8 protein-coding genes are annotated in these 24611 nt (G+C 62.4%); 2 read left to right on the forward strand and 6 right to left on the reverse strand.

The features are described from left to right. Window positions 1–6: 6 nt before the first annotated feature. The 5 genes from G9U53_RS13490 to G9U53_RS13510 form a co-directional block, all read right to left on the reverse strand. Window positions 7–678, reverse strand: a complete 672-nt coding sequence (locus G9U53_RS13490) for a DUF1345 domain-containing protein (RefSeq protein ID WP_030537075.1) — start codon at window positions 676–678, stop codon at window positions 7–9. Window positions 679–731: 53 nt separating this feature from the next. Further along, a complete protein-coding gene (locus G9U53_RS13495) occupies window positions 732–2051 on the reverse strand; it encodes a lipase family protein (RefSeq protein ID WP_050655342.1) in 1320 nt (439 codons plus the stop codon). A gap of 20 nt (window positions 2052–2071) precedes the next feature. After that, window positions 2072–3403 (reverse strand): cyclopropane-fatty-acyl-phospholipid synthase family protein, encoded by a 1332-nt coding sequence (locus G9U53_RS13500; RefSeq protein WP_054187182.1) that lies wholly within the window; start codon window positions 3401–3403, stop codon window positions 2072–2074. Window positions 3404–3530: 127 nt separating this feature from the next. Then, window positions 3531–5087, reverse strand: a complete 1557-nt coding sequence (locus tag G9U53_RS13505) for an aminotransferase class V-fold PLP-dependent enzyme (protein WP_007732275.1) — start codon at window positions 5085–5087, stop codon at window positions 3531–3533. Window positions 5088–5090: 3 nt separating this feature from the next. After that, a complete protein-coding gene (locus G9U53_RS13510) occupies window positions 5091–6482 on the reverse strand; it encodes an MFS transporter (RefSeq protein ID WP_193595237.1) in 1392 nt (463 codons plus the stop codon). Window positions 6483–6606: 124 nt separating this feature from the next. On the opposite strand from G9U53_RS13510, the gene G9U53_RS13515 reads away from it, so the two are divergent. Both G9U53_RS13515 and G9U53_RS13520 read left to right on the forward strand, forming a co-directional pair. Continuing rightward, window positions 6607–7260: a GNAT family protein gene (locus G9U53_RS13515; RefSeq protein ID WP_180279627.1), complete on the forward strand. Its 654-nt coding sequence runs from the start codon at window positions 6607–6609 to the stop codon at window positions 7258–7260. Between the two features lie 77 nt (window positions 7261–7337). Then, complete coding sequence (locus tag G9U53_RS13520) at window positions 7338–7907, forward strand: DUF5655 domain-containing protein (RefSeq protein ID WP_064689187.1); 570 nt, start codon at window positions 7338–7340, stop codon at window positions 7905–7907. A 350-nt stretch (window positions 7908–8257) separates the two neighbouring features. Here G9U53_RS13520 and G9U53_RS13525 read toward each other — a convergent pair whose 3' ends face one another. After that, entirely contained in the window at window positions 8258–24469 is a 16212-nt protein-coding gene (locus G9U53_RS13525; protein ID WP_165638781.1) for a non-ribosomal peptide synthetase, read from the reverse strand. Between the last annotated feature and the right edge of the window lie 142 nt (window positions 24470–24611).

Here is a 24611-nt window from a genome sequence, read left to right on the forward strand (position 1 = left end):
GAGAGATCACAGGCCCGCAATCAAGTTGACGACGGACGCCACGATCACCGAACCGAACAGGTACGACAGCAATGCGTGGCCGAGTGCCATCGCGCGCATGTCCGACGACTTCAAGTTGGTGTCGGAAATCGCGAAGCTCATCCCGACCGTGTACGCCACGTAGGCGAAATCGCTGTACCTCGGCGGTTCTTCCTGATTGAAATCGATTCCGCCGTCGGGGCCGGAGTAGTACAGCCGTGCATATCCGAGGGCGAAGAGCGTGTGTACCGCCAGCCACGAGATCACGACGCTGCCGACTGCAACCGATGCCGCCACTACTTGGTAGTGATGTCCGTCGGGTGCCGCCAGGAGCAGGAACGCGATACCGACCAGGCTCGCGACGGCGGCACCGAGAATCAGCAGGTGCGCGACGTTTCGGGCCGGCTCTTCGCGCGTTGCGTGGCTTGCGGTGAGCGTCGCGTCGAAGGGCCAGACCAGAATCCACGTCCACACCGTGAACACCATCGCCGCCACATCCCAGCCGATCAGAAACGCGAATCGGGGGTAGCCGACCAACGCCGTGACGACACCGGCGGCCACACCGAGCAGCAGACCCGTCGACACTCTCAGCGCCGGCCCGGCACCCAGGGCGCTCCGTGGAACCGGGTTGATCGGAAGGTCGTGCGGTCGATCGTTCACGGGCTCAGTCAACCACTGTTAGAAGTGAGACGGTGGTTACGTGACACGGCGACTCAGGCGTTGCACGCACCGACTATCGGCTTGCCGTTGAATCTGTCCAGCACGTACTGCAATCCGACGCCGAAATCCGCTACGGCCGGCGCGAGGTGGTTGTTGCCGCTCCCCGGATTCACCGCAGGCAAGGTGTCGGTGAACAACGTCGCCTCGGCCCCGCGCCCGCACCAGTCCTGAACCAGGCGCCGGGTTTGCTCGTACGGGATGAAATCGTCGTTGAGCGCTCCGTTGACCAGAATCGGCGAGGCCGGGGTTCGCCACCCGATGCGTTGTTCCTCGATCACCTGTTGGATCTCCGGTACCGATTCCACCACGTCGGCGAGTGGTCGTCCGTCTGTGGTCCACGACGCCGTCGACTGCTTCCCGTACTTGGTTCGGGAATCGATGAGGCATTGCCCGGCGACGTCGGCGAGCACGGACCGGCCGTAGTCGTTGAGTCGAGATTCGATCGGCTCTCGGGCGGCGGGATAGCGGTCGAGGACGCCGTTGATCGTGTAACCGATCGCGGCCATCAGGCCGGTACCGTCGATATGACGCAGAACGCTTGCCAGGTCTGCCGGGGGCGCGCTCGCGTAACTCCCGACCAGATTCAACTCAGGCGCGTATTCGGGTGCCAGTTCGGTTGCAGCGGCAGTGGCGCCGCCGCCCTGCGAGTGGCCCCACAGCGCTATCGGATCGTCCTCTCCTGCCCGCGCGAGGGCTCGGGCAGCGCGCGCACCGTCCAACATCGCATGGGCTTCCTCGGCGCGATTGACGTAGGTATGGACGCCGGGTGTTCCGAGTCCGATGTAGTCGGTGACGAATACACGAACGCCCTGGGTGAGGAAAGCGAAAGCAAAAGCTGACTCGTAGTTGACACCGACACTGTCCACACCGGCACCGTAGTTCGACGGATTCCCGGGTTCCGCCAGGCGGAGCTGACCGGCAGTGGGAAACATCCTCGACGGCGCGCACTGATCACCTTGGCCCTGCGTACCCGGACCGATCACCACCGTCGGGCGGGGGCCCGCTCCTGACCACGGGGCAGCCGGCTCCAGGTACGAGCCCGACACAGCAACCTTGGATCCGTGGGTGTCGGTACTCGAATACAGGATCCGGGTCCCCACACCAGGCACTCCGCCGACGGCACCGGCCAGAGCCAGCGGTTCCGTCCGAATCACCGAACCCGGATCACCGACGTCGCCCGGAATCGCATCGTAGAAATCGTTCACAGGTTCGGCGTTCGACATCGGTGTGAACAACAGCGAGGTCGGCAACAGCGCTGATACCGCAACGGCCGAAATCGTCAGTGCCGCGAGGACAACCTTCCGGGTGCTCATGGAAATCCAACGTATAGGCCTCAGTCGACGCGCGGACCGGTTTCGATCTGCGGGACTTCAATCGATCGATACCAACTGTCACGCGAGCGGGCCATGCCGCTGGCCCCCCGATCCCCTGGTTTCACGGCCAGAACCTGATGAATCGTAAGCCTGTGCGGCTCCTCGAAACCCAGGGCACTGGCAGCGAGATACAGCAACCAGGTACGCACCCGGGGAGCACCGACCTGTAAGACCGATGCGTCCCAGTTCTCACGAAGGTTCTGGACCCATGCGCGCAGTGTCAGTGCGTAATGCTCGCGCAACGCTTCGCTGTCACGCGTCTCGAAACCCGAAAGTTCCAGCGCATCAATGGTTTTACTCAAAGGAAGGATCTCACCGTCCGGGAAGATGTACCTGTCGATGAAGCTGGGACCGTCATCGACGTTGTCCGACAACGACTTCACCGCGGCGATGGCATGATTGAGCAGACGACCCTGCGGCACGAGCAGGTCGTAGAGTTTTGCCGTGTACACCGGCAAATTGACCAGGCCCACGTGCTCGGACATGCCGATGCTCGAAATCGCGTCATAAGGGCCGTCGTCGACGTCGCGGTAGTCCTGCACCCGAATCTCGATGCGATCGGTCAAACCCGCGTCGGCAACTCGCCCCTTGGCGTATTCGACCTGCTCGTTGCTCAGCGAGACTCCGACGACGTCGACGCCGTAGTTCTGGGCGGCGTGTAATGCCATCGATCCCCAACCGCAGCCGACGTCGAGCAGTCGCATTCCCGGCTTCAGATCGAGCTTGCGGCAAATCAAGTCCAGCTTCGCGTACTGAGCAGCTTCGAGGGATTCGACACCTTCCGGCCAGTATCCGCACGAATAGACCATGCTCGGCCCGAGGAACAGTTCGTAGAAGCGATTCCCGACGTCGTAGTGATGGGAGACAGTCGCCGAATCGCGTGATCTACTGTGCCGCTTGCCTCGCTTACTACGCATCTCGATCGCCGGGGGTGACGGTGGTGGACCCACCGCTCCCAAGCCGGCGAAAGTACCGGCGGCGCGAACAATCGAGCGCAGCGGCAACGTCGACAAACGATTCTCACCGAGCCGCGTGACCAGTTCCGGAACGTCGAGGAGCGCGAAGATATCGCCGTCTACGTCCAGATCGCCGGAAACGTACGCCCTCGCCAGCCCTAATTCGTTGGGAGAGTAAAGGACCCGCCGTAGGGCACGCCGATTCCGGAAGTGAACCTGCGCAGCGGCGTCCGGTGGCCCTGCCTCCGAACCGTCCCAACATCGCACGCGAACCGGAAGCGGAACCCCGATCACTTCCTCGAACACCGTCAAAATCTTGGCCGCGGCACCAGTCACTGATCAACCCTCCGACAAAAGATGGTTAGCCGATGACAGAAAACTTACGCCCGATTCGCGAATCTTTCGCGCCATTTGTCCGAGTTTTGGACAGTGTTCATCGCGGTTTCGGTATTCATCGCCGAGTTCAGGGCTCCACCATTCCGGCGAGGAATTCCACCAGCAGTCTCTTCGTGACCTCACGTGGCAGCGATTCCACTGCCGCGAGGACGGCCGCCATGTCCAAGGGAGAATCGGAAGAGCCCCGAGGATCCAGCCCCGCCGACGTCAACGCTGCCGCGACGGCGTCACTGGGCAACGCAAGAACATCGGCGACGGTGACATCGCCACGTTCGAATGCTCCGGCCAACTCTGCCAGGGCCGGCGGCGCCTCGGCTGCCGCCGAGCCGCGAACGTCGTCGGCACCGAGGACGAGTGCGCTGGTCAACTCGCCGAGCACAGATTCCGTCACCGGGGTGACGGTGAGGTGGGTTGTTCGAGGCAACGTCGTCCCGTCAGGTTGCGTCGACGCCGGCTGCCCTTGAAGGACGAAGCCGCGAGCACCGACAGCGCTCACCCAGCGATGCGGATCCACTCGCCGTTCGAGCGGCACGGAATCGTCGGTAGCGACCGCGAACAGTGGTCCCACCGGCGAGCCCACGACGCGAAGACCCTCGATTGCCTCGACCGTGCCGATCAGTGCACGAGTGGCCCGCTGCGCCCGGGACACCAATTCGGCGTACCCGGATTGCCCGAGGACTTGCGAAATCGCCCAAGCACCGGCAAGAGCAGCAACGGATTTGGAACCGAGAAGCGTGGGATTGACCACCGGGTACCCCGGCCAGTCCGTGAGTCCGAAATACTGCTTGCGATGCAGATCTCGCCCTCGGTGCAGCAGGACCGAAACGCCTTTGGGCGAGTATCCGTACTTGTGGAAGTCGACGGACATGCTGGTGACCCCGGGCACCCGGAAATCCCAGGGTGGCAGATCACCCCACCACGGCAACGCAAGCCCACCGATGCAGGCGTCGACATGCAGTGGAATCGAATGTGCACGAGCAACTTCCGCGACATCGGCGATCGGGTCGAGCGCCGCGAACGGGTAGCTGGGCGCGGAGACGACGATCAAGACCGTGTCTTTCCGAACTGCCGTCGCAATATCTTGTGCGCCGACGCGCCCCGACGTGGGATCTACTGGTACCAGGATCAGTTCCAGTCCGAGCAGGTGAGCTGCCTTGTGGAAAGCGGCATGCGCGGTGGTCGGAAGAACCAGCGAACCCTCACCCGGCGGGAGCCCACGGAAGTCGCGAGCTGCCTTGACGGCCAACACACAACTCTCCGTTCCGCCGCTGGTGACATTGCCGACGACTACGCCTCCGGCGTCTGTATCTGAGGCTGGGTCTGAAGCTCCATGGAGGAACTCGCGTGCGAACGCAACCAACTCACGCTCCATCACCGCGGTGGACGGGAACACCGTCGGGTCGAGACCGTTGACCGGCTGAACCAATCGAGCTGCGTCCGCTGCCAACTCGTCGAGCGCTGCGAGGCCGCTGTCGTACACGTACGACAGAACCCGGCCTCCGTGCGTCGGAGCGTCCTGCTCGCGAAGCGAACGCAACCGACTCAAGATGTCGGCCGCCCTCTTCTCGAGGTTTGCGCTCTCGACGATCTTGCCCTGAAGTTCCTCGGCCCGAGTGGAACTCATCGTTCACCTTTCGTTCTCGTGAGTGGATTCTTGTTCGGTGCGGTAATTCCGCAATACGACCAGGCTGATCGCAACCAGGATCGCCGGCACGACCGAGAAGCCGAGGGCAATTCCGGTCAGCGCCGATTCCGGTTGCACGACAGCCTCGCCCGCAGTTTTCGAAACGAAGCCGGTCACCGCGAGTACACCCAAGAACACCGCGGGTCCCAGGGCAAGGCCTGCGGTTTCCGCGGCGGTCCAGATACCACTGAGCGAACCACCGCGTTGGCGCCCACCGATTCGCGCGTCGTCCTCGATGACGTCCGGAAGCATCGCCAGCGGGAACACCTGCATGCCGGCGTAGCCGACGCCGGCAAGCGCGACGGCACCGTAGATCCACGAACCCGCGTCGACAGCCGCAAGCGTCAACAACGCCGTGGCGACGACGAACAGAACCGAAGACACCACGTAACCGCGAAGCTTTCCGTACCGATGCGAGAACCGGTACCACAGCGGCATGACGACGAGAGCTGGTCCGACGAGTGCAACGAACAGACCGGTGAGCGCACCTTCGTTGCCCATCACATAGGTCGCCAGATATTGCGCACCCGCCAACATCACAGCGGTGGCAAGAGCTTGGAGCACAAAGACGATGACCAGCAATCGGAACGCGCGGGTACGTCGTATCGCGTCGAACCCGTCCCGGTACTGCGTGAGCAACGAGCCGACCGGCGCGTCCGCGTGAGTCACCGTGTGGCGCGCGGCTCCGCGAACTGCCCAGATCATTGCCCCGCACATCAGCGCCGACACCCCGATCGCCATGACCAGATAACCGCGTGCTCCGCCCCCGGCAGCGTCGCGTAGCTCGGGTCCGCCGGCGCCGATGACCAGAATTGTCAGGGCCAACACCGCAATTCGAACCGATACCAACCGGGTGCGCTCGTGGTAATCGCCGGTCAACTCGGTCGGCAACGCGATGTACGGCACCTGAAAGAGGCTGTAGGCACTCGCCGCGAGCAGGAAGAAGACGAGCACCCACATCGCCCCGACTCCGGGGCCGGCCGACACCGGGGCCGAGAACGTGAGAATGAAGAGCAACGGCAGTCCCAGAGCGCCTGCGAGCATGAGTGGCACTCGCGTACCAGTTCGATGAGAGCTTCGGTCGCTTATCGACCCGATCAGCGGATCGATCAGGACGTCGGCGATTTTCGGGACAATGACCACAAGCGACGCGAGCGCCGCGGCAACGCCGAGCGTGTCGGTCAGGTAGTACGCCAGTACCAGACCTGGCAGAACACCGAATCCACCCGTACCGACACTTCCCGCTGCGTATCCGGCCACCACACCACGCGAAAGCCTGTCAGGCGATCTACCTTCACGAAGACGTACCGGTTTGTCTGTAGTCACCGTCCACACACTAATGTCACGACTTCGTACCGCGAGGGCAAAAGAATCCCGATGACCAGAAGTCGCTCACTCGGACGTGCCTGGCATGCCAGACTGTGACCCGATTCGCACACGAAACGAAGGTCTGAAGACGATGGTTGACCCACTGCGAGAGATCTGGCCTCCGTACGGAGTCACGATCACGTGTGGGCCCATCACCTTGCTCCCTGTGCGCGACGATCATTTCCCCGAACTCACTGCGCTGGTCCGAGCCGGCATTCACCCTGCCGAACAGATGCCGTTTCTCGTCCCCTGGACGGTGGGCACTCCCGACGAAGTGTCGCGAAGATTCATCCAATACCACTGGTCGGTCCGCGGAGCGATGACCATGACCGACTGGAAATTCGAAACAGCCATTGTCGTCGACGGAGAAATCGTCGGCTGCCAGGCGTTCGCCGCGACGGACTTTCCTACCAGTCGTACCGGTGAAACCGGCTCGTGGATCGGACGCGGGTTCCAAGGCCGGGGTGTCGGCACTCTCGCCCGACAGGCAATCTGCGCATTCGCATTCGACTCTTTGGGTGCACGAAGCGTGGTGTCATCGGCATTCACGGACAACCCCGCCTCGATCACGGTGTCCACCAAAGTCGGGTACCGCGCAGACGGCACAGTAGAGGAGTTGGCTGCCGACGGTCGCATGACCGTGCGTCGTCTCTTCACCCTCAGCCGCGAAGATTTTGTCGCACCGCCGTATCCCGTCGAAGTGACCGGCGTGCGCGCGTTCAAGACGATGCTCGGCATCGACTGAGCGAGCTACCCGTGCACCGTGAGAACCGAGAGAGCAGCGACAACCGGAAGACCAGTGACAACCGGTAGAACAGACACATGGAACCCTCCGACATGATGGCCGCAGTCACCTCGTCCATGCGCGACCGTACCGGGCGCACCCTCGAAGAATGGGTTGAGGCCGTACGGACGTCCGGGGTCGACCCGCTCGATCAGAACGAAGTGCGCAAGTGGCTGAAAGCAGAGCACGGTGTGCCGCAGAATTCGCAGTGGGCAATTGCATTCGAGTCTGCCGAACAGTCCGGATGGGTGGAGCCGACCGTCGAGCAATACATCGACCAGCAGTACAGCGGCCCGAAGGCGGCACTGCGGCCGATCTTCGATGCAGCCCGACGTCTGATCGACGAACTCGGAACCGATGTTCGGGTCGAAGGCCGCGGAACCTACACGCCCTTCGTTCGCGCTCGCCAATTCGCCGCCATCGCAGCGGCCACCAAGGCCCGAGTCGACCTCGGACTACGTTTTGTCGAGGCCCCCGAATCCGAACTTCTTGTCCCGGCCAAAGCTCCCGGGCAGTCGACCCACAAGATCGGGCTCAGCAGCACCGCAGACGTGAACGACGAAGTCGGATTGCTGACAGCGATCGCGTATCAACAGAACGGCCGGTAGGTCACTCACTCACCGCCACGCAAACGCTCACCTGCAGGCTGCACGAAAGTCCCTGTTCTCCTTGTCGGAGAACAGGGACTTTCTTCACCGCGGGGGAAGGTCGCTGCGACGTGTCAGCTCAGGCCGAAGAGCGCGCCGATGATGGTCCGAGCAGCCTCGAAGAGCGCGTCGACGGACGGAACACCGATTTCAGAGCTGATGGAAAAAAGGGAACCCAACATACGATCCTCCGGAGATAGTTTCTGAATGGCTTACTGCCACAAGGGAAATGCTACAGATTCTACTTGCGGAACTGAAGCAAGGGGACCACGGGAGTGACAATTCCGGACCAAAGTCCCGGCCCGTTAGATCTACTGCACCCCAGTATGATTGCGATCCTTCGAATCCGAATCGACACCTTCGAGATAGCCGACGAGAACTTGGGCGACCTCCGCCAACACCTCAGTGCTCGACATTTCCGAGTGGGAGCAGTCGACCAGGTACGCCCGCAACGGCCCCACCAGTTCGGACCACCTTTCGACCAGGTGACGATGTTCAGGCAGATCATGCTGCGCCACAAACAGTTCCACTGACCCGAAATAGTGCCTCGGCGTGTGGTCCCGAACGATTCGCGACAGTTTTTCCACCCGACCCACTACGGATTCGAGTACCGTATCGGAAAGGAAATCCATACCGGTCTGCCTTCGGATCTCTGCCGCAACGTCTGTGAAAGTCAGTGCTGCAGTGTCAGTTTCAACCTCGGATAGCCCGATCTGCGCGAACAGTTCGGAAGGTTTCGGAGCCGCTTGTACCGATGGCATCATCTCCGGTAACAGCGCGTCGAGCATGACAACCGAACCGACCAGATCGCCGGCCTCTTCGAGTTGGCTCGCCATCTCGAGCGCGATCGTTCCGCCGGCAGACCAACCGAGTAGATGGTATTCACCCGACGGCTGCACCGTCCGTACGGCATCGACGTACCCCGACGCCAACTCCGCCACCGTGCCTGGCAATTCACCTGCTCCCGTTGCCTGGATGCCGTACACCCGTCGACCCCGCAGCTGACCGACGAGTCCGGCGTAGCACCAGGCGATTCCGCTGACCGGATGCACACAGAACAACGGCGGCCGTTGGTCATCGGGGTCGCCTCCGAGCATGACGACCGTGTCCAGCGGATCCGAACGAAGCGAATCACCCTCGAAGACATCGGCATGAACGAGATCCATCCGAGAGGCAAGCTCCGCCACAGTTCGGTCGGTGAAAATCCATTGAACCGGGAATTCCCTGTTCAGGCTCTCACGCAAGCGCGTAGCCACTCGAACTGCACCCATCGATGTCCCGCCGAGCTCGAAGAAGTCGTCGTAGCGGCCGACCGATTTCGCGCCGGTCACGCCCTCGAATGCCTGTGCCACGTGACGTTCGGTATCCGAGATGGGTCGATCCACACTCGACCCCGGCTGCGGTGAAGGAGCAGGAAGTGCCGCTGCGTCTATCTTCCCCGAAGCGAGCAACGGTACCTCGCCCACTATCGTCACCGACGAAGGCAGCAGGTGCTTCGGCAGCAGGCCGGAGACGAACCCGCGAAGCTCCGATTCCGTCGCCGAACCGTTTTCCGCCAACGTCACATACGAACGGAGCTCAGCGGATCCGTGCCCGTCGTCACAGACAACGGTTACCGAGAAGGCCACTGCTCCATGGCTTGACAGAGCCGCGTCGACCTCCGCCGGTTCCACGCGGACACCCCGCACCTTCACCTGCGCGTCGTTGCGACCCAGGTACTCGAGCGCTCGGTCGTGACGCCTACGACGCACGAGGTCACCCGTGCGATACATCCGGGTCCCCACCGCATGAGGATTGGCAACAAAGCGCTCGGACGTCAGAGCCGGGGAAGCGACGTACCCCCGTGCCACATTCTCACCGGCGAGGAACAGTTCTCCCGCAACGCCATCCGGAACCGGTCGGAGCCTCTGATCGAGAACAAATGCTGTCGTACCAGGGACTGGAGTGCCGACAGTGACGTCCGCGTCAGTGATCCGTGCGGAAATCGATGCCGCGATCGTTGATTCGGTCGGTCCGTATCCGTTGACGATGCGATGTCGGGGTGACCACGCCGACGCAAGGCGCGCAGAGAGCGGCTCCCCCATCGATTCGACGATCAACGGTTGCACTGCATCCGGATCGACTGTCGCCAGGACCGTCGGCGTCACGATCAGATGTGTTACGTCGGCGGCTATCAGCAGATTCGTGAGTTCTTCTCCCCCGTAGACGAAGTCGGGAGTCAGAATCAGCGTTCCACACCCTGCAGCCGCGAGAAGGATCTCGATCACCGACGCGTCGAAGGTCGACGACGCCAATTGCAGGACTCGGGGGCCACGCTCGAGCTCGGCGATCTCGGCGTGTGCGGTGCAGACGTTCATGATTCCGCGGTGTGAAACCTCCACGCCCTTGGGTCTTCCCGTGGAACCCGACGTGTAGATGACGTAGGCGAGGTTGTCGGGGTGAGCCGGCGTTGCCGATACCTCGGCAGCGCCACCAGCAGTGCGGGATTCGTCCATCGCCACCCACTCGACGCACTCGGGCAAACTCTCGGATGCACCTCCCGCTGTCAAACCGACAACCGAACCGCATTCCTCGACCATCGTCTGCCGGCGCGCTGTCGGCAGCGCCGGATCGAGCGACAGCCACGCTGCGCCTGCACGCGCTACTGCCCACAACGCAACGATCCACAGATGCCCGCGCCCGAGCGCAACGGCCACCACGTCGTCGGGTCCGATTCCTCGGACCACCAACTCGCGTGTCCAGTGCGACGACTCCTCGTGCAGGTCGCGGTAAGTCCAGCGTCTGCCGTTCTCTTCCAGCGCGACGCCGTCGGGCGCCTGACGCAGAGCGCGTTCGAAAATGTCGGCAATCGTCAGAGGTTCGACGTGGCGAGGATTCGCAGCAGTCAGCGCCGAGCGTTCGAGTCCGGACAGCAGTTCGATCTCCCCGATCACAATCTCGGGTTCCGCGGTCACTGATTCGGCGATACGTCTCACCCGCTGCATGAACAGTTCCGCGGTCGACTCGCGGAACTTCTCCGTCGCATACAGCAATCGAATAGTCAGACTGTCACCGGTGTCGACCAGGTCCCACGTCAAGTCGTAACCGGTCGACGCCCCTGCGTTGTCGATGTCGAAGACGGTGATGCCGTCGATCTGCGGCAACTCCAGCGCTCGCCGGTACGCCAGCATGACCGTGAACAGCGGATGCTCGTTCATCCTGCGCGGCGGATCGACCTTCGCAACGACGTCGTCGAACGAGACGTCCGCGTTCGCCATTGCTTCCAGATCGGCACGGCGAACCTCGTCCAGAACAGCAGCGAAGCGATCGGTGGAGTTGATCCTCGTGCGCAATGCGACAGTACCCACCATCATTCCGGCGACGCTCAGCAGCGCCGGATCGTTCCGCAGACTCACAGCTGCTCCCACCACGACGTCGTCCGTGACGCACTCGCGAGCGAGCAGCACGGCAATCACGCTGTGGACGACCATGAATACCGTGACGCCATGCGAACGAGCCAACGCCGACAACGCGTCGTAGGTGGCGCCGTCGAGGACTTCCGTCACCATCTCCTCGGATCGTGAAGACACGGGACTCCGGGGGTTGTCGACGGGTAGAGCCAACACATCCTCGACGCCACAAAGTGCGTCCGACCAGTAGTCGAGTTGCCGGTGGGCCATGCTGAGAGAATCCTCGGGGTCACCCAAGCTCTCTCTCGCCCAGAAACTGTAGTCGCCGTAGCTGATCTCCCCCGACGAGCGATCCCAGGGAAGACCTGCCGACCTGGCCTCGAAGGCTGCCACGAAATCGGTCAGGATCGGGCCCGTCGACGCTCCGTCGATCGCGATGTGGTGAACAACGATGACCAGGACCGTCAGTCCTGCAGAGTCGACTCCTGCCTTTTCGGTGAACACACGCACACGGAACGGAACATCTCGTTCGAGATCGAACGGCACAGTCGCGAATGCCGAAGCGCTCGCACGGATATCGCCGACGTATACCGCAGTGAGATCGAATGCAACAGAGTCCATTTCAAGTTGTTGCGGACCGAATTCGCCCGGAACACAGACAGTTCGCAATACGGCATGGTGATCGACGACGTCGCCGAGGGCGCTGCTCAAGACCGAACGATCGATGTCGTCTGCCAGGACCGCTGCAAACGTCAGGTTGTACGCAGTCGATTCCGGCTGAAGCTGATTGATCAGCCAGAGTCGTTGTTGCGAGGGCGCCAGCGGGGCCGGCTTGCCGGGATCACGTCGAGTCAGTTCGCGGCGTTTGCCATCAGACGCGCTCGCCGACAGCCACTGAGACATCGCTCGCGGCGACGGATTGTCGAAGACGGCGCGAACAGGCACATCTCGCGCGAAGATCGAGGCGAGTCGACCTGCCACCGCTGCCGCGGCCAACGAATCACCACCTGATTCGAACAGGTTGTGCAGAGCGCCGAAACTTCCGGACACGTGTTCCGACATGACAGCGGTGACGAGTTCCTCCGAAACCGTCACTGCTGCATCGGGCGCCTGGCTCTCGAACACATGGCGCCGCAACGCATCTGCATCCAGTTTTCCGTTCGTCGTGAGCGGGATCGACTCCAATACGACCACGCGGCCGGGCATCAGATACGCAGGCAACATCGCGGCCAACTCGATTGTCAGCTGATCCGCCTCCACACCATCGCCAACCGCGCACGCAACGGCGATGTCGTCGACGAGGACAACCGCCGCAGCCTCGACGCCCGTGCACCGACGCAGAGCTGATTCGATTTCGGCGGGCTCGACGCGGATTCCTCGCACGCTCATCTGACGGTCGGAACGTCCGACGAATCCGAGCGTGTCATCCGTGCGGCGATGAACCAGATCACCGGTCCGATAACGGCGGTGCCCACCGGGTGCTGCGATGAACGACGTGGCGGTGCCGGCAGGATCTCCGGCATAGCCCATCGCAAGCCCGGGCCCGCTGACGTACAACTCACCGATCCCGGCCCACGGCACCGGACGCAGTCGCGTATCGAGCACCTCTGCACCGATTCCGGCGAGCGGGACTCCGATGGTGACCCGATGATCCACTTCGGCGACAGTGGTGACCACCGTGCATTCCGTCGGTCCGTACGCATTGAGCATTCGCGCGCGGCGACTCCACGCACGCGCGGTGGAAGGTGAGAGCACATCGCCACCGACTGCCACCACCTCGAGCGAATCGAACCGCTCCGGAGCCATCGTGTCGAGTACGGCTGGAGTGGACAACATGTGAGTGACGCCGCGTTCTGCGACGAATTCTTCGAGTGCCCTTCCGCCGAAAGCCTCCCGAGGAGCGACCGCCAAGGTAGCCCCGGCGCCGATCGCCAACATCATCTCGAGGATTGCTGCATCGAACGTCGGTTTGTAACCGTGCAGCACAACCGATTCCGAAGTCACGCCGTACTTGCGGACAGCATCGTCGGTCAGCAGGCCCAGTCCTCGGTGTGTGACTGCAACGCCTTTCGGTTCACCGGTCGACCCGGACGTGTGAACAACGTACGCGACTGAATCCGGATACTGCCGACCGGGAACAGGGCTGCGATCGGAGAGGACGGTGCGCAGCTGCTTCAGACGTGCCGGCGGCAGGTCGGGGTCGATCGGTACGAATGCCGCGCCCGTCTTCGAGATCGCCAACATTCGGACCAGGTACGCGATAGTCCGTACCGCCGGAATCTCGTACACGGCACCCGGTCCTGCTCCCCGGGCCACCAGTTCCCAGGCTTGGGCATCCGAGGCAGAGTCGAGTTCGGCATACGTCACCGTGCGGTGTCCGTCGTCGAGAGCAATGTTGTTCGGGAATCGCGCCGCGGTGGCGGCGAAGATCTCGGTCAGCGTGCGGGACGAATCGACTTCGGCAGCAGTCCAACTGGGCGCCGCGCCCACCACGAGATCCGAAACGAGTACTGGTACATCCTCGGCAATCGAGGTGAGCACTCTCGACAGCTGTCGGGTAACCGCGTCGGCGCTCGAAGGATCGAATGCGCTCGCGGCATAGATGAGCGCTCCGGTCAATGAACCGTCGTCAGCGGGTGCGAGCGAGACATGCATGGGGAACTTCGTTGTCGCGGTCTCGATTTCGCGAGCCTCGATCGTGAGGCCGGAAACCTCCACGGCAGGGATCGCGAAGTTCTGCAGACCCAGCGCAATCTGGGGAGTTCGTCCACCGAGCAGCTCACCAACCAACTCGGCAGGAACAGAGCTGTTTTCGAACGCTGCCACATCAGCATCGAAAGCTGCACCCAACAGAAGATCGATCGGCACGTCCCCGTCGATCCGAAGGCGAAGAGGCACCGTATCCACGAACATGCCGACCACGCCGTCGAGCTGAGGCGCCCGCCGTCCGTCGACAGCTGTCGCGATCACGACATCGGGATTTCCACTCAGCTTGGCAAGCACCACCGACAACGCCGCATGAACCACCGCGAACAGCGAGACCTTCAATCGGTCGGCTCGCGCCTGCAGTGCCGAGGTGATGACGGCTGGTATCACGAAGTTCACTCGCTGCGCTAAGGTATCCAGCCCGCCATCGGAGTGATCCACCGTCAGCGGAGACACAGATGTCACACCGTCCAGCGTTCGGCGCCAGAACTGCTCGACGACAGGGGAAACGTCACGTGCTGCCTCCCACGCGGCAAAATCCCCGTACTGGATCGGCAACGGAGACCATTGCGAATCCAGTCCAGCTCGTCGCTTGCCGTACGCGGTCAGCAGGTCGCCGACCACCGTTCGCATCGACACCCCGTCGACTGCGATGTGATGAAAGCTCACTGCCAGAACGTGCCTGACCGGTGACACCTGGAGCAGCATCCAGCGCACCGGCAGGTCTGCCGCTACATCGAAACCACGCGAGCCGAACTCTCGCAGCAGCACCTCGACCTCGATGTCGGCGACCAGCCGCGTTTCCATTGTCACGGAGGTCGGAGGATCCACGACCTGAACCGGTGGAGTGCCCGGATACCGGGTTCTGAGGACATCATGACGACCGACAAGATCCGTTGCTGCCTGACGCAGCGCCGCCGCGTCGAGTTCACCGTCGATCTCGATGCAGATCGGCAGGTTGTACGCACCGCTCGCCGTGTTCCGCTGATTCAGTACCCACATCGCACGCTGGTTTCGTGACAGGGGTGCGGGCGTGGGGTCGCGGCGCGGTTCCAGTCGGACAAGATCGTTCACCGAGTCGTTCTGCTCGAGCGAATCGAGCCGGGCTGCCAACGCCGCAACTGTTGGATGCTCGAATACGGTCCTGAGCGGAACAACCAGCCCCAGAGTACTACTCAAGAGCGAGGTAACCTCCGCGGCCGACAGCGAGTTGCCCCCGAGCGAGAAGAAGTCTGCGTCGCGGTCGTCCTCATTCCCACCGAGGACGGAACCAAAAGCTCCGGCTACAAGACGTTCGGTGGCGGTGGCCGGCCCCTCTGCACGGGAAGCATCCAGTGTCGGCGACGGGAGACGGGCGAAGTCGACCTTGCCGTTCCGCATCGGAAGCTCGCCCTCGATGTCGACGATGACATGCGGAACCATGTACGTCGGAAGGACTTCTGCGACGGCAGCGCGAAGTTGACCAGTGTCAACTCTTTCGGCACCTGAACTTCTCACGTAGGCGACCAACAGAGGACTTCCACCTTCGGCCGACCGAACCCCGACGACACAGAAGTCGACGTTCGCGACAGACTGAATGACTGCCTCGATCTCACCCGGTTCGATCCGGACACCGTTGACCTTCACCTGCACGTCGGTTCGCCCGAGATAATGCAGGCGATACGTATTTCCCTCGGATTTGGGGCTTTCCGGCTTCCACATCACCAGATCGCCCGTCCGGTACATCCGGGCGCCTGAACCGGTTGCCACGAATCGTTCCGCAGTTCGGGCCGGTTGGCCGGCGTAACCGCGAGCGAGCATTCGACCTGAGAGATACAGTTCGCCGGCGACTCCCGGCGGCACCGGTTCGAGTCGATCATCGAGTACGACGGCGTCGACCCCGGCCAGTGGATACCCGATCGATCCGTCGTGAGTGTCAGCCGACAGTTGTTCGATCGACAGTGGTTCGGTAGCAAGCGAATACATCGTCGACTCGGCAGGTCCGTATCCGTTGATGACTCGGCGTCCGGCTTGCCAGCGCTTCGCCAACGCGCCGCCGAGTCGCTCGCCCCCGAACATCACCGTGGAAAGGTCCGGCAGCGAAGGATCGCCGATCGAGGCGACGACAGTAGGTGTGGCGCACAGATGAGTAATTCGCTCGCGCCTCAGTGCTGATGCGAGTCCCGAGCCGAACAGTTCTTCGTTCTTCGCCAGAACGAGCGTGGCCCCGGACGCACTCGCGATGAGCACCTCGAGCAACGTCATGTCGAATCCTGGCGCTCCGCGATGGAATACGCGAGAACCTGGCCCAGCCGAGAATCGACCGGGCAGGTCTTCGGCGATCACACCGAGCCCGCCGTTGGTCACGACCACAGCCTTGGGGGTTCCGGTCGTTCCTGACGTGAAAACTACGTAGGCCGCCAGGTTCTCGGAATATTCGCGCACCGAGTCGGTGACTTTCCCACCACCAGCGTCTTCAGCACCAGCGTCTTCACCACCAGCGTTGCGGCCGCCGATCGCTCCGGTGCCCAGTGTTTCGAGGACATCGCGTACTCGCGCCTGCGGCTGTTCCGGGTCCGTCAATGCCGGAGCTGCACCGACCTTCGCGATTGCCCACAGTTGCACGATCGACGCAATCGACCGATCTGCAGTCCAAGCAGCGACCTGGTCGACTCCAACTCCCCGGGAGCGCAACTCGTCGGCTGCGACATCCGACTGGGCATCGAGTTCCCGGTAAGTCAGTGTGTTGCCCTCACCCTCGACCGCCACAGCGTCCGGGGCGGATTCGACGCCGAAGCGCAGCATGGAGGCAAGTGTCGTACCGGAAAGTCGAGATCGATCAGGCCGGTCGACCGCGCCGTGTGCGGGGACGAGAAGAGCTCGTTCCGCACTGTCCAACAGGTCGATTTGCCCTACGGCGACATTCGGGTCGACAGACACTTGATTCAGGAAGCGCTCGAACCGGCCCGCAAAGCTCGATACCGTCAGATCATCGAATAGATCAGCGTTGTAGACGAATTCGAGACCGAGTTCGCCCCCGACCCCCTCGTCCGTGACGTTGACCTGCAGATCGAAATTTGCGTGCCTGACTTCAGGAGCAATCTGTGTGATGTCCAGCCCTGGTATCGACCACGCGGCGGTCTCAGCAGTTCGGAACGAGAGCGCCACCTGGAACAACGGATGTCGCGAACGCGATCGCGGTGGGTCGATCAGATCGACCAGCGATTCGAAGGGCATCTCTGCGTGCGCGAACGCCGCTACGTCACGCTGACGAACCTGCTCGACCAACCGGCCGAACGAGTTCGACGGATCGACTTCGGTTCGAAGAACAATCGTGCCGGCAAACATGCCGACCAGCTCGTCGAGTTCAGGTGTGACGCGTCCGGACACAACAGTGCCGACAGCTACGTCATCGCTACCGTTGTACCTCGCCAACAGCGCCGCGAGAGCGGCGTGTACAACCATGAACATGGTCGCGTTGTTCGATCGTGCGAGTGTCTGAAGGCCCGTTCGTACCGAACCTGAGATCTCCACCCGATAGCTCGACGCACGGGCGAACGTCGAACGTGGACGATCGAGGGGAAGCGTCACCTGCTCGGGAAGTCCTTCGAGAGCCTGCATCCAGTAGCTGCGTACCGTCTCGGGAATCCCCGATTCCCTTTGCCATGCGATGTAATCGGAGTATTCGAGCGCGAGCGGCGACCACTGCGGAGCGTGCTGCGCCGAGCGGGCGATGTACGCCGCAGTGAAGTCGCGGACCAACAATTCGAGTGATCGAGCGTCGGCGGCAATGTGATGGACGACGACAGCCAGGATGTGCTCGACAGGTGAAACCTGGAGAAGTGCCGCACGTACGGGCGGATCAACGGTGACATCGAAGCCCGAACCCACCAGTTCTGCTACACAATTCTCGGCGTCGCCGCCGTCGAGTGCCTCGAGCTGAAAGGCCGGAAGCGCATCCTCGGCGTCGAGCACCGTCTGAACCGGGCCGCCGCCGACAACCGGGTACACGGTCCGCAGAGTGCGATGGCGATTGATCACGTCACGAATTGCCAGTTCGGCCGCAACCACGTCCAGCTCGCCTGCCAAGCGCAGCACGATCGGGATGTTGTATCCGGCGGAGTCTGTATCCAACTGATTCAGAATCCACATTCGATGCTGGGAAGCTGACAGGTGCACTTCCGTGTTGTCCGAACGAGGCCCCAAGGACACGTCAGACGCGTGCTCCGCGCCGGTTCGCCCTACACCTATCCGCGCAGCAGCGATGTCTGCGAGCTGATCGACGGATGGGTGCTCGAACACATCGCGGACGTCGAGGTTACAGCCCAGGGCGGAGTTCAGACGCGACGAAAGACGAGTGGCGATCAAGGAATTGGCGCCTTGATCGAAGAGGTTCCGGACCGGATCGACATGCGGAACTTCCATCAAATCGCTCAGAATGGCTGCGACTGTCTGCTCGAAGAAGTCTCGCGACTGCCGAGTCGGCTGCGTGAGAGACACCGGGGTCGGCAACGATGCTCGGTCGATTTTGCCGTTGATCGTGACCGGTAATGACGCGAGCGCCATCAAAGCCGACGGAACCATGTGCGCGGGCAGCAACGAACGAGCAGTCCGCAAGACGCCGTCGAGGTCGTGTCCGCTCCCCGGGGTGATGTAACCGACCAAAGTCGGCCCGCTGTCGAGTTCTCTCACCACTACCGCGGCCTGCTCCACCGACGTGTGAGCCAACAGCGCGGATTCGACCTCGCCCGGTTCGATGCGGTAACCGCGCAGTGCCATCTGACCGTCGGCGCGGCGAACATATTCGAGTCGGCCGGCTCGCCAACGGACCAGATCGCCGCTGCGGTACATCCGTGATCCATCGAATCCGGGTTCAGGCACGAATCGCGAAGACGTCATCGCGGGTCGACCCAAGTAGCCTTCGGCCACCTGCGGACCCGCAACATACAGTTCGCCGACAGATCCCGGAGGGACGGGCTTCAACGACGCGTCCAGTACGTAGCTGCGCAACCCTGGTAGTGGGGACCCGATCGGCGAGACAGTCTCGTCACCGGGGACAAGATCGAAACTGGTGACATGGACTGTGGTTTCGGTGATTCCGAACATGTTGACGCCCCGCACGTCCGGGTGCCGATCGAACCAAGCCTCCACGCGCCCGGCGTCGAGGCGATCACCGCCGAAAACAATCGTCCGGAGCGGAAGCAGCATTTCCTGCGTGACTTCCGCCAACGCATAGAAGGCGGCCGGGGTCTGATTGAGAACGGTCACTCGTTCCCGCACAATCAGATCCGCGAATCTTTCGGGTGAGCGCGCGACATCACCGTCCACGATCACGAGGGATCCGCCAGTGGTCAACGAGCCCCACATCTCCCAGACCGAGAAGTCGAATGCGTACGAATGAAACATCGTCCACACATCCTCGGCGTTGAAGTCGAAGATCTCTCGGGTCGAGGCGAGCAGCGCCAACACGTTGTCCTGAGACACCACTACGCCTTTGGGAGCTCCGGTCGATCCGGAAGTGTAGATCACGTAGGCGGCGGACTCCGACTGTGCAACGGGCCAGTCGGCTGTAGCGTCAGTCGTCTCGTCCACGAAGATGACAAGTTGCTCGTACCCAACGAACCGCCCAGCAGATTCGTCCGTCGACAGAATCGCTTTCGGGCCTGCATCGGCAAGTACGTAGTGGATACGAGCGTCGGGATACTGCAAGTCGATCGGTACGTACGTCGCGCCCGCGCGAACGACAGCGATGATGGCTACGACGAGGTCGACCGATCGAGGCAGGGCGACCGCCACGCGATCACCGACTCGAATTCCTCGATCGATCAAGACAGCGGCAAGGCCCTCCGAACGAACTCGCACCTCTTCATAGGTGACGCGAGTATCGCCACTCGACACCGCGATTGCATTCGGATGCCGGGCTGCGACGGCCCCGAAGAGGTCAGGCAGCGACTGCGCGACAATCGAAGGCGCCGGCACCCGAGCCGACAATTCTTCGCGTTCCGCAACACTGAGAACATCGATGTCACGCAGCATGATTGACGAGTTCTCGGTAATCGAGTCACATACTCGACGAAGCCGCTCGACCCAGCTCTGCACGGTGCCTGCATCGAACAGATCGGCGGCATATCGGAAAGTGCCGCGAACACCGCTCGCGTCGCCGTCAATCGTACGATCCTCGCGCACAGTCACTTCGAGGTCGAAGCGAGGGTGGACCGGAGGTAGCGGAGTGCCGTGCGCCGTCAAAGTTCCCATCGCGATCGCGGAGTCGGGCGCTACCGGATCGACAGCGAGAACCACTCTGAGGAAGGAATTCTTCTCACCTACGCCCCCGCCGACCGCACGGTCGACCACCCAGTCGAACGGAACGTCGGCATTGGACAGGGCCGCCACATCAACCTCGCGCACCTGAGTCAAGAACTCACCGAACGTGTCTCCGCCGCGAAGGAGCGTTCGCAGCGCGACGGTCCCGACGAACATACCGACGACACCGTCGAACGAAGGATGCGTTCGTCCGGAGGTCGGGGTCCCGATGACCACATCGGACGCACCGGTGATCTTGCTCAGTGCGATCGAAAGGCAGGCGTGCAACACCATGAAGGTTGTGCAGTCGTGCGCGCGAGCGATCTCGTTCAGCGCCGCATGGATGGGTGAGGGCAACTCGAACGTCACGTCCCGAGCCGACGACGGTTGGTCCGGCCGGCGGGATCTGTCCACGGGAAGCGCAAGAGTCGGATCAACACCGGCGAGTGTGTCGGACCAGAATTCCAGCTGGCGTCCTGCCAAGCTCTGTGGATCCGCGGGATCACCGAGAATGGTTCTGTGCCAAGCGGAATAGTCGCGGTAGTCGAGAGCGGGCGAAGGCCAGATCGGCGACCGTCCGTCGGCGCGAGCGTCGTACGCCGCGACGAGGTCCGAGACGATCGTCGCGAACGAAAGGCCGTCCAGGGCGATGTGATGGGCAACCACGGTCATGCGGTGGTCGGCGTCGCTGCCCGAGGCGAGGATCAAGCGAAGAGGCGCATCGGTCGCCAGGTCGAAACCCGCCGCAACCAAATCCGCTGACGCAGCCTCGTAATCCTCGGACGCAACCTCGATCAGAGTCACCGGAGTCGCGGTCGCAACCTGGATCGGCCACGCATCGTGATTCTGGTCGAACGAGAAAACAGTACGCAAGACGAGATGGCGATCGGTCAGGTCACCTACCGCCGCCCTCATCGCCTCGATATCCAGAGCACCACTGAACGCGACCTCGAACGCAATGTTGTACGCCGACGACTGGGGATCCAGACGGTTGAGTAACCACAGGCGTTGTTGCGCCGGTGCGATTTCCACGACGAGGTCGTCCGAAATGCGTTGGGGTTCCACCATCCACTCCGCCCGCCCCGCACGGATTACCCGGGCCAGGCGCGCCGGCGTCGGGGCACCGAACACGTCCCTGACACCAACCCGTCTTCCGAGAGCGGAACTCACTCGCGCGGCAACATACACGGCGTCGAGTGAACTACCGCCCCAGGCGAACAAGTCGGAGTGCGGTCCGAGAACTCCGACGCCGAGGACCTCGGCCATCACCGAGGCAATCAATTCCTCGTCGTACTCGATCGGACGGTTGACCGCCGCGCGCTGCTCGGCCGGCGCGGACGACGCCGGTTCGGGGAGCGCTGAACGGTCAGTCTTTCCATGGCTCGTGACGGGCAATGCTGCCAAAATAGTCACCGAACTCGGCAGCATGGAACGAGGAAGTCGGGAAGCCAGATGATCGAGCACCATCGTCTGGCTCAACGGATGAGCTGCACCTTCGGCCACGGTCACATACGCCGCAAGCGACCCGGATCGCTCGACCACCGCTGCTTGCGCAACGCCGGGAGTCGACAGGAGCACAGCCTCGATCTCGCCCAGTTCGACGCGTACTCCACGGATCTTGACTTGTTGATCAGAGCGACCCAAGAACTCGAGTTGACCGGCATCGTTCCATCGCACGACATCCCCGGTGCGGTACATGCGCTCGCCGGCACCAGTGGCACCAAAGGGCGCCGCTACGAAACGCTCCGCGGTGAGCGTCGGAGAAAGGTACCCTCGCGCCAGTCCGTGTCCCATCACGTACAGCTCCCCCGCGGCGCCGACCGGAGTCGGACGCAACCACGAATCCAACACCACAGCGGCAACGCCGTCGATCGGACGCCCGATCGGAGTATCACCGCCAGGCTCGAGTGGCTCGCTCATGAATGCCGCGACGGTCGCTTCACTGGGGCCGTACGAATTCACGATGTCGACGTGACTCGACCACGCATCCACTAGCGCTCCCGGCGGTCGCTCGCCGCCGACGTTCAGGACTCGAAGTTTCGGCAAAGCCCGAGGATCCATCGTCAACGGAACCGATGGCGTCGAGTTCAGGTGCGTGACACCTTCGAGCCGCAAATAGTCTTCGAGGTCCACTCCGCCGATCAATCCGGGAGGAACGATCACTGCGGTCGCGCCGCAGCCGTGTGCAAGCAGAATCTCGAGGATCGCCACGTCGAACGATGTGTTTGCAAGGAGCGCGACGCGGGAGGAACTATCGATGTTCAGACGCCGTGCGTGAGAACGCAGCAACGGCACAATGCCTCGGTGCGTGACCGCGACACCCTTCGGTCGCCCGGTAGAACCAGAGGTGTAGACCACGTAGGCGGTGTCGTCCAGAGACAGGTCGGCGATAGATGAACCCGCCCCCACGCGTCGATCCACCGGCCCTTCGACGGTCTCGTCGCCACTGGGATCAACGACGCACACCCAAGCCGGCACGTCCACGAGTTCGCCACCGACCACAACGGACACGTCGGCGTCGTCGAGAATGAAAGCGACACGCTCGGAGGGTGTTTGAGGATCCACGAAAAGAAGGACAGCACCAGCCCGCACTACCGCGTGGAATGCAACGACGGAATCGGTCGAGCGCTCGGTGAGGATCCCGACGACGTCGCCTCGTCCGACTCCGTTCTCCACGAGCAAGGCGCAGAGTGCATCCGCGCGAGCGCCGAGCTGGTCATAAGTGACGTCCACACCTTGCTCGCGGATCGCGACAGCACTCCCCTGCCCTGCGCCGCCTCTGATGACCGAATCGAGCGTCGCGAATCCGTCCGTCCGCGGACCCAGCGCGGGGACCAGATCCTTCACTTCATCCGTCGAGAGGATGCGGAGGTCACCGAGCGCACGGGTAGCAGAGTCGAGGAACCCCTCGAGTAGCCGAACGAACTGACGATGATGCATCGCCAGGTCACGTTCACTGTAGAGGTGCGGATTGGCTTCGAAGGAAAGGCGAACGTTCTCCCCCGCGATCGACGGATAGATGCTGAAGAACAGGTCTTCGGTGGGGCCGGATGTGAGGACGTGAAACTCGCCGACGACGTCGCCGAGCCGAATGGCTTCGTGAAACATCATGACGTTCACGGCCGGGCCCGCCGCCTCACGGGATCCGCCCTGACCTTCCTGGAAGCCCATGTCCTCGTAGCGGAATCGCTGGTGGCGTAGCGCACCGGTCATTTGAACCGAGATCTGACGCACCAGTTCTCGTGGCGACAGATCCCGTTCGAGTTGCGCACGAACAGGCACGATGTTGGACAGCATCCCACCTGAACGTCTCGACGTCGCCGTGGTGCGGCCGGACACCGGCAAGCTGAGGACTACGTCATCGGAATCAGTCATGCGACCGAGATAGGACGCGAATGCACCGACGAGGACCGCCACCTCGGACGTAGTCCACTCGGTCGCGACATCCGAAAGCTGTTTTGCAAGAGTTGGATTCAGTGTCCGAACCATCATGCGCTGCGGCATGGACGTCAGGCCGGCGCCGTCGGCGAGGCGAACCGGGCGGGGCAGGCCTTCGGACATCTCCGTCCAGTACTGCTCGTCCGATCGATACCGCGACGAGGATCGGTAATCGACGTCGAGGTCATGCAGTGCACGTACCCCGAGACCACCGAAAGGAGTCAGCGTCTTGCCATGAACCAGATGCGAATAGCGCTCGGCCACCCGAGCGGTGAGTGTCATCGCCGCATGTCCGTCGAGCACGAGGTGATGGGCGTGCGAGTACCAGTAGTAGTGCTCATCTGCCAGGTGAAGCAAGGTTGCCGAGATCAGGCGGTCAGACATCACGTCAAGTGGCCGTGAGTATTCCGCTGTCATCCACTCGTTCGCGCGCTGAACCGGGTCGCGGTCGCTGCGTAAGTCGAGGTATGCGAGATCGTCGACGATCGAATGATCGACGACCTGTGCCGGCTCGGCATCGGTAGCGACGAGGCGAACGAACGGCGACTCCAATTCATGACATGCCGTATTCGTTGCCTCGATCAGCGCGTCGACGTCAACCGGTCCGCGTAGTTCCACGTACTGAGCCACCACGAACGGAGTTGACGGACTCAATTGCTGCGCGAACCACAGCGCGAGCTGAGCCCGAGACAACGGAAAAGCACTCAACCCGTCACCTCACATTTCACCAGCCTTGTTTTTCACGAACGTTCGGTGGCTGATCACGTGAATCCATGGGAGCGAACACCACGAACGGCCGAACCGAACCCTACTGTCTCGTCTAAGTTTTCACCACTGGGCCAACACTGCT

Origin of the sequence: Rhodococcus sp. D-46 (assembly GCF_011290655.1) — a bacterium.
Taxonomy (GTDB): Bacteria; Actinomycetota; Actinomycetes; order Mycobacteriales; family Mycobacteriaceae; genus Rhodococcus_F; species Rhodococcus_F qingshengii.